At 57.3% G+C, this 15,444-nt stretch carries 14 protein-coding genes and 1 tRNA gene; 7 read left to right on the top strand and 8 right to left on the bottom strand.

Annotated features, from left to right (window positions below):
• Positions 1-120: 120 nt before the first annotated feature.
• The gene (gene rpsA / locus AVI_RS00815; protein ID WP_041696077.1) at positions 121-1,824 is read right to left on the bottom strand and encodes a 30S ribosomal protein S1; all 1,704 of its coding nucleotides are present in this window, start codon (positions 1,822-1,824) and stop codon (positions 121-123) included.
• A gap of 168 nt (positions 1,825-1,992) precedes the next feature.
• Positions 1,993-2,637, bottom strand: coding sequence for a (d)CMP kinase (gene cmk, locus AVI_RS00810; RefSeq protein WP_041697339.1), 645 nt, complete (start codon positions 2,635-2,637; stop codon positions 1,993-1,995).
• Positions 2,638-2,916: 279 nt separating this feature from the next.
• Between cmk and AVI_RS00805 the strand changes: the two genes are divergently transcribed.
• From AVI_RS00805 to AVI_RS00795, 3 genes are all read left to right on the top strand, one after another.
• Positions 2,917-3,303, top strand: a complete 387-nt coding sequence (locus AVI_RS00805; protein WP_012654645.1) for a TIGR02300 family protein — start codon at positions 2,917-2,919, stop codon at positions 3,301-3,303.
• A gap of 151 nt (positions 3,304-3,454) precedes the next feature.
• Positions 3,455-3,530, top strand: a tRNA-Ala gene (locus AVI_RS00800).
• Positions 3,531-3,969: 439 nt separating this feature from the next.
• Positions 3,970-5,349, top strand: coding sequence for an MFS transporter (locus AVI_RS00795; RefSeq protein WP_012654644.1), 1,380 nt, complete (start codon positions 3,970-3,972; stop codon positions 5,347-5,349).
• An 81-nt stretch (positions 5,350-5,430) separates the two neighbouring features.
• Here the strand turns inward: AVI_RS00795 and AVI_RS00790 are convergent, their stop codons facing one another.
• Positions 5,431-5,967, bottom strand: a complete 537-nt coding sequence (locus AVI_RS00790) for a hypothetical protein (RefSeq protein WP_080516940.1) — start codon at positions 5,965-5,967, stop codon at positions 5,431-5,433.
• A 234-nt stretch (positions 5,968-6,201) separates the two neighbouring features.
• Between AVI_RS00790 and AVI_RS00785 the strand changes: the two genes are divergently transcribed.
• The gene (locus tag AVI_RS00785) at positions 6,202-6,837 is read left to right on the top strand and encodes a trimeric intracellular cation channel family protein (RefSeq protein ID WP_012654642.1); all 636 of its coding nucleotides are present in this window, start codon (positions 6,202-6,204) and stop codon (positions 6,835-6,837) included.
• Positions 6,838-6,901: 64 nt separating this feature from the next.
• Here AVI_RS00785 and irrA read toward each other — a convergent pair whose 3' ends face one another.
• Positions 6,902-7,318 (bottom strand): iron response transcriptional regulator IrrA, encoded by a 417-nt coding sequence (irrA, locus tag AVI_RS00780; protein WP_012654641.1) that lies wholly within the window; start codon positions 7,316-7,318, stop codon positions 6,902-6,904.
• A gap of 307 nt (positions 7,319-7,625) precedes the next feature.
• Between irrA and fabA the strand changes: the two genes are divergently transcribed.
• Genes fabA through fabI form a run of 3 tightly spaced genes read left to right on the top strand, consistent with a single transcriptional unit; the run spans position 7,626 to position 10,211 of the window.
• The gene (fabA, locus tag AVI_RS00775) at positions 7,626-8,141 is read left to right on the top strand and encodes a 3-hydroxyacyl-[acyl-carrier-protein] dehydratase FabA (RefSeq protein ID WP_012654640.1); all 516 of its coding nucleotides are present in this window, start codon (positions 7,626-7,628) and stop codon (positions 8,139-8,141) included.
• 34 nt (positions 8,142-8,175) lie between these two features.
• Positions 8,176-9,399 carry a beta-ketoacyl-ACP synthase I gene (fabB, locus tag AVI_RS00770; protein WP_012654639.1) on the top strand — a complete coding sequence of 408 codons (1,224 nt, stop codon included), beginning with the start codon at positions 8,176-8,178 and terminating at the stop codon, positions 9,397-9,399.
• 5 nt (positions 9,400-9,404) lie between these two features.
• Positions 9,405-10,211, top strand: coding sequence for an enoyl-ACP reductase FabI (gene fabI / locus AVI_RS00765; RefSeq protein WP_041697335.1), 807 nt, complete (start codon positions 9,405-9,407; stop codon positions 10,209-10,211).
• 68 nt (positions 10,212-10,279) lie between these two features.
• On the opposite strand, the gene AVI_RS00760 is transcribed toward fabI, so the two are convergent.
• From AVI_RS00760 to truB, 4 genes are all read right to left on the bottom strand, one after another.
• A complete protein-coding gene (locus AVI_RS00760; RefSeq protein WP_012654637.1) occupies positions 10,280-11,296 on the bottom strand; it encodes a class I SAM-dependent methyltransferase in 1,017 nt (338 codons plus the stop codon).
• A 173-nt stretch (positions 11,297-11,469) separates the two neighbouring features.
• Positions 11,470-13,614, bottom strand: a complete 2,145-nt coding sequence (gene pnp / locus AVI_RS00755; RefSeq protein WP_012654636.1) for a polyribonucleotide nucleotidyltransferase — start codon at positions 13,612-13,614, stop codon at positions 11,470-11,472.
• A 423-nt stretch (positions 13,615-14,037) separates the two neighbouring features.
• Positions 14,038-14,307: a 30S ribosomal protein S15 gene (rpsO, locus tag AVI_RS00745; RefSeq protein ID WP_012654635.1), complete on the bottom strand. Its 270-nt coding sequence runs from the start codon at positions 14,305-14,307 to the stop codon at positions 14,038-14,040.
• A gap of 204 nt (positions 14,308-14,511) precedes the next feature.
• Positions 14,512-15,441 carry a tRNA pseudouridine(55) synthase TruB gene (gene truB / locus AVI_RS00740; RefSeq protein WP_012654634.1) on the bottom strand — a complete coding sequence of 310 codons (930 nt, stop codon included), beginning with the start codon at positions 15,439-15,441 and terminating at the stop codon, positions 14,512-14,514.
• Positions 15,442-15,444 lie beyond the last annotated feature (3 nt).

The following is a 15,444-nucleotide window of genomic DNA, read 5'->3' as shown; positions in this document are numbered from 1 at the left end:
ATTGCTCGATGGGCGGCAAGAGCCGTTTTCAGCAATCATCACGCCCGCAACCATCAAGCCAAAGAAAAACCCGCCGGACATCGCTGCCCGGCGGGTTTTTAATCTTCTAAACCGCGACGATTAGTCGTTGCTGCGGTTCTTCAGGGCTGCGCCCAGGATGTCGCCGAGCGAAGCGCCACTATCGGACGAACCGAACTGAGCAACTGCTTCCTTCTCTTCAGCGATTTCCAGCGCCTTGATCGACAGCATGACCTTGCGATCCTTCTTGGAGAAGTTGGTGACGCGAGCGTCAAAAACCTGGCCAACGGAGAAACGCTCAGGGCGCTGGTCATCACGGTCACGAGCGAGGTCGGCGCGGCGGATGAAGGACACGATGTCTTCATGGTTGACGAGCTTGACTTCGACGCCACCGTCATTGACCGCGATCACTTCGCAGGAAACAACAGCATTCTTGCGCAGATCGCCGGAAGCGGCGGCATCACCAACCGCGTCCTTGCCGAGCTGCTTGATGCCGAGCGAGATACGCTCCTTTTCGACATCCACATCGAGAACAACGGCGCGAACGACGTCGCCCTTGTTGTATTCTTCGATGACCTGCTCGCCTGGACGGTTCCAGTCGAGATCCGACAGGTGAACCATGCCGTCAACGTCGCCTTCGAGGCCGATGAACAGGCCGAATTCGGTCTTGTTCTTGACTTCGCCTTCGACTTCAGCGCCAGCCGGATGGCTGTAGGCAAATGCCTGCCATGGGTTTTCGAGGGTCTGCTTCAGGCCAAGCGAGATACGACGCTTGGACGGATCGACTTCGAGAACAACCACGTCAACTTCCTGGCTTGTGGACAGGATCTTGCCGGGGTGTACGTTCTTCTTGGTCCAGGACATTTCGGAAATGTGGATCAGGCCTTCAATGCCCGGCTCCAGCTCAACGAATGCACCGTAGTCGGTGATGTTGGTCACAGTACCGGAGATCTTCTTGCCAACCGGGTACTTGGCAGCAATGCCATCCCAAGGATCCGACTCGAGCTGCTTCATGCCGAGCGAGATACGGTGGGTTTCCTGGTTGATACGGATGATCTGAACCTTGACCGACTGGCCGATGGACAGGATTTCCGAAGGATGGTTCACGCGACGCCATGCCATGTCGGTGACATGCAGCAGGCCGTCGATGCCGCCGAGGTCAACGAACGCACCGTAATCGGTGATGTTCTTGACGACGCCTTCAACAACCTGGCCTTCTTCGAGGTTCTGAACGATTTCAGAACGCTGCTCGGCGCGGGACTCTTCCAGAACCGTACGGCGCGAAACCACGATGTTGCCGCGACGCTTGTCCATCTTGAGGATTTCGAAGGGCTGCGGGTTGTGCATCAGCGGGGTCACGTCGCGGATCGGGCGGATATCCACCTGAGAGCGCGGCAAGAAGGCAACGGCACCATCCAGATCGACGGTGAAGCCACCCTTGACCTGGTTGAAGATAACGCCTTCGACGCGCTCGCCAGCTTCGAACTTGGCTTCGAGCTTGATCCAGCTTTCTTCGCGACGGGCCTTTTCGCGCGACAGAACAGCTTCGCCCAGCGCGTTTTCAATGCGCTCGACGTAAACTTCAACTTCGTCGCCAACTTTCAGCTGGCCGTCCTTGGCGCGGGCGCCAAATTCCTTCAGCGGAACGCGGCCTTCGACCTTGAGGCCAACGTCAACGATCGCGACGTCCTTCTCGATGGCCGTAACGATGCCCTTGGCAACATAGCCTTCGGCCAGATCGGTCTTTGCGAAGGATTCTTCCAGCAGGGCCGCGAAATCGTCCCGTGTCGGGGTAGAAACAGACATGAAATCTCCTAATCGCATCCCCTTGGGAATGCGCAGTGCGCCGGTGGGTTGGTGTTGATAACGGCCGATCCCGCGTCCGCCCTTATAACAAGGACAACCCGGCGCAAGGACGCTGGTTTCGGCTGGTCCAGACAAAACCGGTGGTCGGTCCTGTCTGCTGAATGCATGCTAATTGTTTTTCAATGCCGCATCGATCAAGGAACGCGCGGCCTGAAACGCCGCCTCTATACTCATTTCGGACGTATCTAGCAAGTGCGCGTCTTCAGCAGGTTTCAACGGACTGTCGGCGCGGCCCATGTCGCGGTCGTCGCGCCGCTTCACATCCTCAAAAACTGCGGGATAATCAGCCACGCCACCATGGGCGACAATCTCGTCAAAGCGACGCCGGGCGCGCACCTCCGGAGAGGCCGTGACATAGAGCTTAACCGCCGCATCCGGGCAGACAACCGTGCCGATATCGCGCCCGTCCAGGACCGCACCGGGGGCTTTCAGCGAAAACCGTCGCTGCGCCTCGACCAGAGCGCGACGCACCGCGGGCATGACGGCGATTTTCGACGCCGCCTCACCGATATCGTGCTTGGCCAGAACCTCCCGGTCCAGACCGGAAAGATCGAGCCCCAGCGCCACCTGCTCGGCCACAGCCTCATTATCGAGCGGCAGGCTTTTTTCCAAAAGCGCCTTGGCTGTGGCGCGGTAGGTCAGGCCCGTGTCCAGATGATGAAAGCCGTAACTGTCGGCGATCCGGCGTGACAGCGTTCCCTTGCCCGCAGCCGCAGGACCATCGATGGCGATTACAAACGTGTTTTCCGTCACCTCAGTCAAACGGCCATCCTCTTCCTGTCTGCATACCTCGTGTTGCACGGCCCCGTAGCACACCAGATGCTCAAGGTCATCCCCGCTCCATCGCTCGACATTCCTCCCTCTGACCAGTCTTTACCGGGGCGAAAGCGGCAAAGCTGCGGATCGAACAGCCAGTTTGCCTTTGACAGAAGCCGGCACAACGATTAAGGGACCGACGATAGTTGGACCGGCCTTCGGGCCCGGGTCCTCGGCGCATGCCCTCTTTTCCAACGATTTCATGAGGCTTTGACAGTGGCGAATGCAGAACTTGGAACCAAACGCACTTGCCCCGACACCGGCAAGAAATTCTACGATCTGAACAATGATCCGGTCGTATCCCCCTATACGAAGAAATCCTGGCCTCTCTCTTACTTCGAAGAGACCTCGGTAGCCGCCATCATGGAAAAGGCTGAAGAGGAAGAGGTCGCGGAAGTCGATACCGAGAACACCGATGTCGAGTTGGTTTCGCTGGAAGACGCGGACGATGCAGCCGGTGGCGACGACATTCCTGACATTGGCGATGACGATGTCGAAATCGGCGATGACGATGACGACACCTTCCTGGAAGCCGATGAAGACGACGAAGACGACGACATGTCCGGCATTATCGGCGTGACCGGCGACGACGACGAAGTCTGATTCAACAGCTCTGCGCGCCCGGATGATAAAAAAACATCCGGGGGCGCATTTTTTGGCTTGTCATGTGCAAAAGCAGCACGTATGAAGCCGCCACACCGAACGAAGCACTGCTTCACACGGTTCCCGGACCCGGCAAATGCCGGACCCTTATGGGGCTATAGCTCAGCTGGGAGAGCGCTTGCATGGCATGCAAGAGGTCAGCGGTTCGATCCCGCTTAGCTCCACCAAATCTCCTTTATGTATATGTTTGTCTATTTTGCGATCTGTATCGTGAGACAGTCTCGCTATGAATATTCAGCGAATCGAATTTTCTGAAATTGACGCTTTCTCCATCAGAGCGCTTGTTAACGATTATCCATTCTGCCAACGGGGATTCGGCAAAAGCAATAATCCGAGCGTCCAGTTCACCCATTCAAAGTCAAGATCAACCAGGCCCCGTAGAATTACACATTCGGCTTGATGCTCCATCATTGGCCTGAAACACATTGGTGCTTTTGGGTTGTACATCGGCGTTGACCTTATTATGGTCGAACGGTTTTTTGGTTGTAGTAAGTAAATCTACTATCATTGGTGGGTAAAATTGCGTTCATTGAATTGTCAACGGAGGGTTGGCAATGTGGCTGTTCCTCTTCCCACTGATGAAATGCTTGTTGGGAGGGAATATCCATGTCCTTTGATCGTGAAAAGGCACACAGACAATCTCGTGTCGCCACTGCCAGCGGCTGGATTGGCTCCGCGCTGGAATATTATGATTTCTTCATTTACGCCACAGCTGCGGCACTGGTTTTTCCTCAGCTGTTTTTTCCATCTGTAGATCCGACGACAGCGATTGTCGCATCATTGACAACCTACGGCGTGGGCTATGTCAGCCGCCCAATCGGTGCGTTTGTTCTGGGGCATATGGGCGACGTTTACGGTCGCAAGAAAATGATGCTGACCTGCCTGTTTCTCATGGGCTTTTCGACACTGATGGTCGGCCTGTTGCCCACGTATGCGCAAATCGGCATCTGGGCTCCGATTTTTCTGGTCGTGCTTCGCCTGATCCAGGGTTTTGCTGTCGCCGGTGAAATTTCAGGTGCGTCGTCAATGATTCTGGAACATGCACCAACCGGCCGACGGGGCTTTTTCGCCTCCTTCGCACTTCAGGGCGTCCAGGCCGGACAAATTTTGGCTGCCGCCGTGTTTTTGCCGCTCGCCCACTATATGGAGCCTGCGGCATTCAACAGCTGGGGCTGGCGTATTCCCTTTCTGCTGTCGATCTTCGTGGTAATCGTCGGCTTTGTCATCCGCCGTCTGGTTGAGGAAACACCAACCTTCGTCAACGCCAGCGAAAGTGGCGCGGTCTCGAAAGCGCCCATCGTCGAGGCCTTCCGTCATGGTTGGGCCGATATCATCCGCGTCATGTGCATGTCGCTTATGAACGTCATTCCAACCGTGACAACAGTGTTCGGCGCAGCCTATGCGGTGCAGCCAGCATACGGTATCGGCTTCAGCAAGGACGTCTATCTGTGGATTCCGGTTCTCGGCAATATTGTTGCCGTTCTGGTCATTCCCTTTATCGGCGGACTTTCCGACCGTATTGGCCGCAAACCACCGATCATCATCGGATCATTGCTGTCTGGCGCTTTGTCGTTTGGCTATCTCTATGCGATCAGCATTCACAATGTCCCGATGGCCATAGTGATGTCGCTGTTGATGTGGGGCGTGATCTATCAGGGATATAACGCCGTCTTCCCGTCATTCTATCCGGAATTGTTCCAGAGCCGCATCCGCGTCTCCTCAATGGCCATCGCGCAGAATGTCGGCACGGCAATCACGGCCCTGTTCCCTGCCCTGTTCACAGCCGTTGCACCGCCCGGCTCGCTGAATATCCCCATCGTCATCGGCTGCTGGACGCTGGCCATTACCGTGATTTCAGCGCTGGCCGCCCTCTCGGCCCGGGAAACCTACCGAATCAGTATCAATGAGCTGGGCAACAAAACGGCAAAGCCGATCACCAAGGACGAGTACGATCGTATGCGTGCGCAATCCATGGCGAAGGCGTAGCCCAAGCGCAACCGCGCTCAGACAAACGTTGCGACAGCATGATGCACTCTGCCAAATCCACCGTGCTGTCGCTGTTTCAGACTATTTCTTGACGATCGTCACGAACATCACGCCGCGCACCCGCACCGTCATTTCGCATTGCGGACCATCGGTGCGGTCGCAGAAATGCGGCGGCATTTTCAGCACGAAAACCTTGTTGCCGTAACGCTGGATGAAGTCATAGCCAAAGATCTTGGCGGTGGCGATCATCAGATAGCCGCCTTCCTTGACCTGCACATAGAAATTATAGGGGCAGCCTTCGGCATCGCAGTCGGGGCCGCGCTTGCCATCGCAGGTCAGCGCGCCTTCGTTGACGATCGCATCGACAATGCCATCATTGTTGATATCCAACCGGGTGACGTAGTTGTCATCGAACTCAGCTGTCTTGCAGACCTTACGGAAATGATCCTTCTCGTAGATTTCCGGGTCACTGACCAATTGCTGTTGCGCCAGGGCGACCGAGGCAGACAGGGACAACAACAGGCACAGGAGCAGGCGAAAAAGCAATTTCACGGCATGAACCTTCGATAGGATTGCAGCCCTATGGCGAGAACGAAAATCTAGCGCATTACGGACCATCCGCACTGCCAAAGATCCCGATAGCGCAATCAGCTTGCGTCGCCCTTGCCATCAATCTTGTTTGCGACGGCCAGGTTGGCGGTGATTGGTTGGCGCAGGCAAGGGCGACACTTATTGAAACCGCAATCCTTATGCCTTGGGTAACGCATGATATTGTAAAATAGTCCGCATCCACCCCAGCGCCGCACATTTCGCGTCCATTCATCGGCAGATCATCGCAACGTCAGGGCCACTATGTCGCTTCTTCTTTATCTGGATTATGCAGGCGTTGCGCTGTTTGCCGCCACCGGAGCTTTGGCCGCCTCACGCAAACAGCTGGATCTGATCGGCTTCCTGTTTTTTGCCACGGTGACTGGCACAGGCGGCGGCACGGTGCGCGATATCATTCTTGGACGCCTGCCGGTGTTCTGGGTAGTCAACCCAAGCTATATTCTGATCTGCTGCGCTGTTGGCGTGCTGGTGTTCTTCACCGCACATCTGGTGGAATCGCGCTACAAGCTGCTGATCTGGCTCGATGCTATCGGGCTTTCCGCCTATTGCGTGATGGGAGCCGCCAAGGGCATGGCCGCGACAGGCTCGCCCACCATCGCCATCGTCACAGGCATGATGACGGCCACCTTGGGCGGCGTGTTGCGCGATTTGTTGGCCAATGAGCCTTCGGTGCTGCTGCGTCCGGAAATTTACATCACCGCAGCCTTGATCGGTGCCTGCGTGTTTACCGGGGCTTTCATGCTGGCCGCGCCCTTATACTGGGCATCCGCCGGTGGCGTCCTGGCAGCATTTATGGTGCGCGGCGGCGCACTGTATTTTGGCTGGACATTTCCGCGATATGGGCACCAGGCCGGGCGCCATCCTGATGACGTGATGTGAACCGGATATGGTCTGAGCCGATCATGGTCGCCACAACAAGCTAGGAGATCAGGCCGCCTTTAGATCAGGCCTTGGGACGCAGCCGGATGACAACGTCAACATGCGATATTTCCATGCCTTCGGGCGGAGGTGGCAGATTGCCGATTTCGATATTGCTGACCGGAATATCGAGAACCTCGTTGCGGCCCTCCACAAAAAAGTGGTGGTGGTCCGACACATTGGTATCAAAATAGGTCTTGTTGCTCTCAACAGCCAAAACCCGGATCATGCCGGCCTCGGTAAACTGATGAAGCGTATTGTAGACCGTGGCGAGGGACACAGGCACGTCGGCGGCAACCGCTTCTTCGTGCAGTTCCTCGACAGTCAGATGCCGGTCTCCCTTGGCAAACAACAGCGAAGCCAAGGCAACCCTCTGCCGTGTCGGCCTGAGGCCCGACCGACGCAGTTTTGCTTCCACGTCCCTAGAGGCTTGCGCCATCATACCGGCGATCTCCGCATTGTCCCTTGAAATCTCACTGTCATCGTACTGATATACCTGCTGACGGGCCCGCTTTCAATAGTTTGACGGCGGGTAAATCCAGTGAAAGCCCTTATATTGAGGCGGTTGACCGATTTTAGCACTGGTGGAGTATGGACGCTTCCTGTATTCGGTCGGCGGAAAGCGGCCAGGACAGAGGCCATACGACACTGCGTAAAGCGTTGGAATGAATTGGCATCGGCTTCAATTCGTCGCCATCTTGCTTTAAGTCTCCTAAGCGGAACGCCTGAAGGGGGGAATTGAAAGACCGATGAACGAAAAACAGACAAGCTATAATTACGACGAGATTCTCGCCTGCGGTCGGGGTGAACTGTTCGGCCAGGGCAATGCGCAATTGCCGCTGCCGCCCATGCTGATGTTCAATCGCATCACCGATATTTCGGAAACCGGCGGCCCACATGACAAGGGCTATATCCGCGCCGAGTTTGACATCACCTCCGATCTCTGGTTCTTCCCCTGCCATTTCCAGGGCGATCCGGTCATGCCGGGATGCCTTGGCCTGGATGCCATGTGGCAATTGACCGGCTTTTACCTCGGCTGGCTGGGCGAACCCGGCAAGGGCCGGGCGATCTCGACAGGCGAAGTGAAATTCACCGGCATGGTTACGCCCTCCACCAAGCTGGTGGAATATGGCATCGACTTCAAGCGCGTCATGCGCGGGCGTCTGGTGCTGGGCATTGCCGACGGCTGGATGAAGGCCGATGGCGAGGTCATCTACAAGGCAACTGATCTGCGTGTCGGGCTTTTCAAGGAAAAGGCCGACTGAGCGCATCACCCCCATCAAGCAAAAGGTCGATTACATGAGACGGGTAGTAGTTACGGGTCTGGGCATTGTGTCCTCTATCGGCAACAATGCCGCGGAAGTCACAGCATCTCTCCGCGACGCCAGGTCCGGCATTTCCTTTTCTCCCGATTTTGCCGAGCATGGCTTCAAATGCCAGGTCTGGGGTCAGCCTTCGCTGGATACGACCGACCTTGTCGACCGTCGTGCCATGCGCTTCCTGTCACAGGGCGGCGCCTGGAACCATGTGGCGATGAAACAGGCGATTGCCGATTCGGGCCTGGAGGAAAAGGATTATTCCGCCAACGAGCGCACCGGCATCATCATGGGCTCGGGTGGTCCTTCGACCCGGCAGATCGTCGAGGCGGCCGATATTACTCGCCAGAACAAAAGCCCGAAGCGCATCGGGCCGTTCGCCGTGCCGAAAGCCATGTCATCGACGGCATCTGCGACGCTTGCCACCTGGTTCAAGATCCACGGCGTCAACTACTCGATCTCGTCGGCCTGCTCGACCTCGGCCCATTGCATCGGCAATGCCGCTGAAATGATTCAATGGGGCAAGCAGGACATCATGTTCGCAGGTGGTCATGAGGATCTCGATTGGTCGATGTCCGACCTGTTCGATGCCATGGGCGCAATGTCTACCAAATACAACGAGACGCCAGCTCTGGCTTCGCGTGCCTATGACACCAACCGCGATGGCTTCGTCATCGCTGGCGGCGCCGGTGTGCTGGTTCTGGAAGAACTGGAACATGCCAAGGCGCGTGGCGCCAAGATCTATGCCGAACTCACCGGCTACGGCGCGACCTCGGACGGTTACGACATGGTCGCTCCGTCTGGCGAGGGCGCCATCCGCTGCATGCGCCAGGCGCTCTCAACCGTTAAAGGCGACGTGGATTACATCAACACCCACGGCACATCGACACCGGTGGGCGACAGCAAGGAAATCGGCGCGATCCGCACCGTATTTGGCGACAAAATCCCACCGATCCAGTCCACCAAGTCGCTGACCGGCCATTCGCTGGGAGCGGCAGGCGTACAGGAATCGATCTACGGCCTGCTGATGATGCAGGAAGGCTTTATTGGCGAAAGCGCCCATATTACTGAGCTCGATCCAGAATTCGAAGGCGTACCGGTCGTGCGCAAACGAATCGACAATGCCAAGATCGACACAGTCCTGTCCAATTCCTTTGGTTTTGGTGGAACGAATGCGACGCTGGTGTTCCAGCGTCATAACGGATGACAGCGATGATCGCTTCCATGCAAGGTAAACGCGGGCTCATCATGGGCGTTGCGAACAATCACTCGATTGCCTGGGGCATTTCCCAGGCTCTCGCCTCCGCTGGTGCCGAACTGGCCTTCACCTATCAGGGCGAAGCGCTTGGCAAGCGCGTCAAGCCGCTAGCCGCCCAGCTCGGCTCGGATTTTGTTCTGCCGTGTGATGTCGAGGACCTTGCCTCTGTTGATGCGACCTTCGCCGCGCTTAAAGAGCGCTGGGGCAAGCTTGATTTTGTCGTGCATGCCATCGGCTTTTCCGACAAGAACGAGCTGAAAGGCCTCTATGCCGACACATCGAGGGAAAATTTCACCCGCACCATGGTGATCTCCTGCTTCTCCTTCACGGAAATCGCCCGGCGTGCAGCCGACCTTATGCCAGACGGCGGATCGCTGCTGACGCTCACCTATGGCGGCTCCACGCGGGTCATTCCCAATTACAACGTTATGGGCGTTGCCAAGGCGGCGCTGGAATCCTCCATGCGCTATCTGGCCAGCGATTATGGCCCGCGCGGCATTCGCGTCAACGCCCTTTCGGCTGGCCCGGTCCGCACGCTTGCCGGTGCAGGCATTTCCGATGCAAGGGCCATCTTCAGCTGGAACCAGAAGAATGCGCCGCTGCGCCGCACACCCACCATCGAGGATATCGGCGGGTCGGCTCTCTATCTGCTGTCGGATCTGTCCAGATGTGTGACGGGCGAAATCCATTACGTCGATGGTGGCTATAATATCACGTCACTGCCAGCTCTGGGCGTGCTGCGCAGCAACGACGCTGAATAGAGTATAATGACTATTGAACAAAAAAGGCGCCAGGATCTCTCCCGGCGCCTTTTTTGTAATCGTTCGGCTTATTTCTTCGCCCACAGCACCTTGTAGCGTGCATTGCGGCAGGTCTCGCCATGCTGACGAAAATTGGCGGCCAGAACTGGCTCATAGGCAAGACCACGATTGGCCACCATCAGCAGATCTCCGCCACCGCGCAAAGCATCCGCCGCCGCTTTGATCATTGCCTCGCCAATCGATGGCTCCGTCGCATGACCCTCATGGAAAGGAGGATTCATGATGACCAAATCGTATTTTTCCTTGGGCGATTCAGTACCCAGATCCTGCCAGAAGAACCGTGCCGTCAGATGAGGGCAGTTACGGGCCAGGTTTTTCTTGGCCTGTTCCAGCGCGTCGTAATTGGCCTCGAATAGGTCGATGCGGTTGGTGCGCCGTGCCTTCTCGGCCAGCATCACCGACAGATAGCCCCAACCAGCGCCGAAATCGGCGGCATTGCCATCGAAATCGTCCGGCAACCGGCTGACCAGCAGTTCAGAACCGGGATCGGCATGCATATGAGAAAACTGCCCGGCATAGGTTTCAAACCGGCCCTCGACCATGACCGGCTTGGAAGCGAGCGCGGCAATCGCCGCAGCCTTATCCTCCGGCACGGTGAACCACACGGCAATGCCGTGATATTTTGGCAGCGATTGCGGCTCAAGGCCAAGGCGATCGATCTGCTTGCGCAGCGGCTGAATCCCGTCTTCTTTGGCACCGGCCACAATGATAACGCCACCGGCCCGGACACGCGCCAGCGCTTCGGCAACACGGTTTTCGTTGAGACCCTTGTGCTTGCCAGCCAAAACCAGCGCGCCGTTATAATCCTCACCTGTCACAACAGCAACCGGCGTTTGACGGGCTGCCTCCAGGCGGCGAAAATCGGGGCGGAAACTTTGGACCACCGTCAATTCGGCACCAAAGCCTTCCGGCTTCACGAAACCGGCCTCAGCACCGAGAAACAGGAAGCGTTCGTCTTCGCCTGGAAGAGCTACAGCTTCGGTGACAAAGGGATGAAAAATGGTCTTCAGTGTTTCGCGGCTCATGGCTCGGCAATCTCGTGATTAGACTCTGTCGGTTTCATGGCGAAACAGACAGTCTCTATTTTCTCTTGTTTTCGTTTGCCTTGAGAGAACCGGTTTTCACGTTTCCCTGACAAACTCCCGGATAAAAAAAGGCGCGGAAAATCTCCCGCGCCTTGTCATAGGATCAACCCCGCTTATTCAGCGGCAGCGTCGCCTTCGGCCTTCTTGTCGCCGACGATTTCCTTGCCGGTTGCCTGATCGACAACCTTCATGGACAGGCGAACCTTGCCGCGCTCGTCAAAGCCCATCAGCTTGACCCAAACCTTGTCGCCTTCCTTGACCACATCCTGGGTCTTGGCAACACGGTCTACAGCCAGCTGGCTGATGTGGACGAGACCGTCTCGCGAACCGAAGAAATTGACGAAAGCGCCGAAGTCAGCGGTCTTGACGACCGTGCCTTCATAGACAACGCCGATTTCAGGCTCAGCAACGATCGAGTGAATCCACTTGCGGGCGGCTTCGATTTCCTTACCGGAAGCAGAGGCGATCTTGATCGTACCATCGTCTTCGATGTTGATCTTGGCGCCGGTTTTTTCGACGATTTCGCGGATAACCTTACCACCGGAACCGATGACTTCACGGATCTTATCGACCGGGATGGTCATGACTTCGATGCGCGGTGCGAATTCGCCGAGCTGCGAGCGACCTTCGGTGATGGCATTGGCCATTTCGCCGAGAATGTGCTTGCGGCCGTTCTGGGCCTGCGCCAGGGCAACCTTCATGATCTCTTCGGTAATACCGGCGATCTTGATGTCCATCTGCAACGAGGTGATACCGGCTTCCGTACCAGCCACCTTGAAGTCCATATCGCCGAGATGATCTTCATCGCCGAGAATGTCGGAGAGAACAGCAAAACGCTCGCCTTCCAGGATCAGGCCCATGGCGATACCAGCAACCGGCTTGGCCAGCGGAACGCCCGCATCCATCAGCGCCAGCGAGGTGCCGCAAACCGTTGCCATCGAGGACGAGCCGTTCGATTCGGTGATCTCGGAGACGACGCGCAGCGTGTAGGGGAACTGTTCAGGCGAAGGCAGCATCGGGCGAATGGCGCGCCATGCCAGCTTGCCATGGCCGATTTCGCGGCGGCCCGGGGAGCCCATGCGGCCAGTTTCACCAACCGAATAAGGAGGGAAGTTGTAATGCAGAAGGAAACGTTCCTTGTACATGCCCGTCAGGCTGTCAACATACTGCTCATCTTCGCCAGTGCCGAGCGTGGCAACCACGATCGCCTGGGTTTCGCCACGGGTAAACAGCGCCGAACCGTGCGTACGCGGCAGGATGCCGACTTCGGAGACAATCGCACGAACCGTTTCGAGGTCACGGCCATCGATACGGCTCTTGGTGTCGAGAATGTTCCAGCGAACGATCTTGGCTTGCAGGTGCTTGAAGACCGCGCCGATCACTTCGTTGGTGTATTTAGGCTCTGCACCCTCTGGAAAGAAGTGTGCCTTGACCTTGGCCTTTACGGCATCGACGGCCGTATAACGATCAGCCTTCTGGGTGATCTTGTAGGCGTCGCGCAGTTCGGCTTCGGCAATCGAGAGCATTTCGGCTTCGAGAGCGGAATGATCTTCCGGTTCGAATTCGCGCGGCTCCTTGGCAGCCACTTCGGCGAGCTTGATGATCGCGTCGATGACCGGCTGGAAGCCACGGTGACCGAACATCACGGCGCCGAGCATGACGTCTTCGTTCAGTTCCTTGGCTTCGGATTCAACCATCAGGACGGCATCCTGCGTACCGGCAACCACGAGGTCGAGAACGGATTCATCCATCTCGTCGAGATGCGGGTTGAGAACGTATTCGCCATTGATATAGCCAACGCGCGCACCGCCGACCGGGCCCATGAACGGTACGCCAGACAGTGTCAGGGCAGCCGAAGCGGCAACCATCGACAGAACGTCCGGATCGTTTTCAAGGTCGTGCTGAATAACGGTCACGACGACCTGGGTGTCGTTCTTGTAACCTTCCGGGAAAAGTGGGCGGATCGGGCGGTCGATCAGGCGGGAAACCAGGGTTTCCTTTTCGCTCGGACGGCCTTCGCGCTTGAAATAGCCACCCGGGATCTTACCGGCGGCATAGGTCTTTTCCTGATAGTTGACGGTGAGCGGGAAGAAATCCTGACCCGGCTTCGGCGACTTGGCGGAAACGACGGTGGCCAGAACAACGGTCTCGCCGTAGCTGGCGAGAACGGCGCCGTCAGCCTGACGGGCGATCTTGCCGGTTTCCAGCTTCAGCGGCCGGCCGGCCCACTCGATTTCAACGCTGTGAACATTAAACATATCTTGTCCTTCATATGCGCTGGCGGCTTTTCTGCCAAAGACATCAAAGCCGCAGTCAGACGCATCGTGCTGAACCATCACGGGCAAGACAGTGGGAGGCTTCTATCGATCCATGCGGACCGTCCGGCGCCTTTCGGCGGAAGCGTCCAACAATCCTGCCCCATGACAGGCCATCGGTTGTCGTCGGCAGTACCGGCCCATCCGGACTGCCTGTTTTGCAACGCCTTGCGCTTTTCAAAGCCCCTGGCAAGTTGCAACATCTCCATGCATCGCATGGATTTTCCCGGATCCATATGACCCAGGTTTCATTCAGTCTGTCAGCGGGCAATATTGCCGCGCAAACCTTTCAAGCCGGAGCCTTTTCAGCGCCCCGGAAAAAGTACCGGCGGGTCCTTCCTTATCGGAAGCCCGCCGGTCCAGTCTTTAGCGGCGAATGCCGAGGCTCGCAATCAGCTTGCTGTAACGGCCTTCGTCCTTCTTCTTCAGATAATCAAGAAGCGAACGGCGGGTGGATACCAGCGTCAGAAGGCCACGACGAGAGTGGTTGTCCTTCTTGTGGCCCTTGAAGTGCTCGGTCAGGTTGGTGATCCGCTCGGTCAGGATAGCGACCTGGACTTCCGGCGAACCAGTGTCGCCTTCGTTGGTTGCGTATTCCTTGATGAGGGCTGACTTGCGCTCTGCGGTAATCGACATCGTATGTCCTTTCTTAAAAGGGAGGATTCGGACGCCTGCGGCCGGGATGTCGTCCAGCGGAGGCCATGAATGCACGCATAGTTCTGCAATGCTGGGGCCGCCTATATACTATTCCCGCAGCCAAGGGAAGAGGCGCGCTCAGCCACCTGACCGCGCCGCAAGCATGGGGCTTTCCCGTCCAACGACGAACGGAAAAGCTGAATTTCAGGCGAAAACCCGCTTCGGGCGAAACTCGCCCTCGCCGATCTCGCCGATCGCCACCAGCTTGCCACCGGCCAGTGCCACTGCTTCCGGTTCGGCTACCGGCGCATCCCGGCCCCGCAGGATAATCGGATTGCCCATCCGCAACCGATGGGCCTGATCGTCGCTGATCCGGATCTGCGGCAGCGCCATCAGCGCCTCGCCGGTATCGAACAGGAAAGCATCGAGGGCTGCCAGCCGCTCGTCACGATCCTCGATCTTTTCCAGCTCCACCAGATCTTCGAGCGGCACCATCATGTCTTCGGCAAACGGCGCGACGAAGGAGCGTCGCAACTCCGAAATATGGCCGTAGCAGCCAAGATCCCGGCCCATATCACGCGCCAGCGAGCGCACATAGGTGCCCTTGCCGCATTCAACTTCGAAATCAGCGCAATCATGGTCGGCCCTCAACAGGGTCAACCGATGAATTTCCACCTCGCGGGAGGGAATATCAACCACCTCGCCTTCGCGGGCCAGATCATAAGCGCGCTCCCCGGCAATCTTGATGGCCGAAAACTGCGGGGGGATCTGGTTGATCACACCGGTATAATCCGGCAGCAAAGCGCGGATCTGTTCTTCGGTCGGGCGCTGGTCGGAGGTTTGGGTTGCCTCACCTTCAAGATCGTCGGTGGAGCGTTCTTCGCCCCAGGTGACGGTAAATTCGTAGATCTTGCGGCCATCCATGACGTAGGGAACCGTCTTGGTGGCATCGCCCAGCGCAATCGGCAACATGCCGGAGGCCAACGGATCAAGCGTTCCGGCGTGACCAGCTTTCTGGGCATTGAACAGCCACTTGATCTTGCCGACGGCCTCGGTCGAGCCGTAATCCACCGGCTTGTCGAGGATCAGCCAGCCGGAAACCGGACGGCCCTTGGGTTTTCTGGGTTTGGACATCGT

The organism is Allorhizobium ampelinum S4 (genome assembly GCF_000016285.1).
GTDB lineage: Bacteria > Pseudomonadota > Alphaproteobacteria > Rhizobiales > Rhizobiaceae > Allorhizobium > Allorhizobium ampelinum.
The sequence above is the reverse complement of the archived record's forward strand: the minus strand, read 5'-3'. Positions and strand labels throughout refer to the sequence as shown.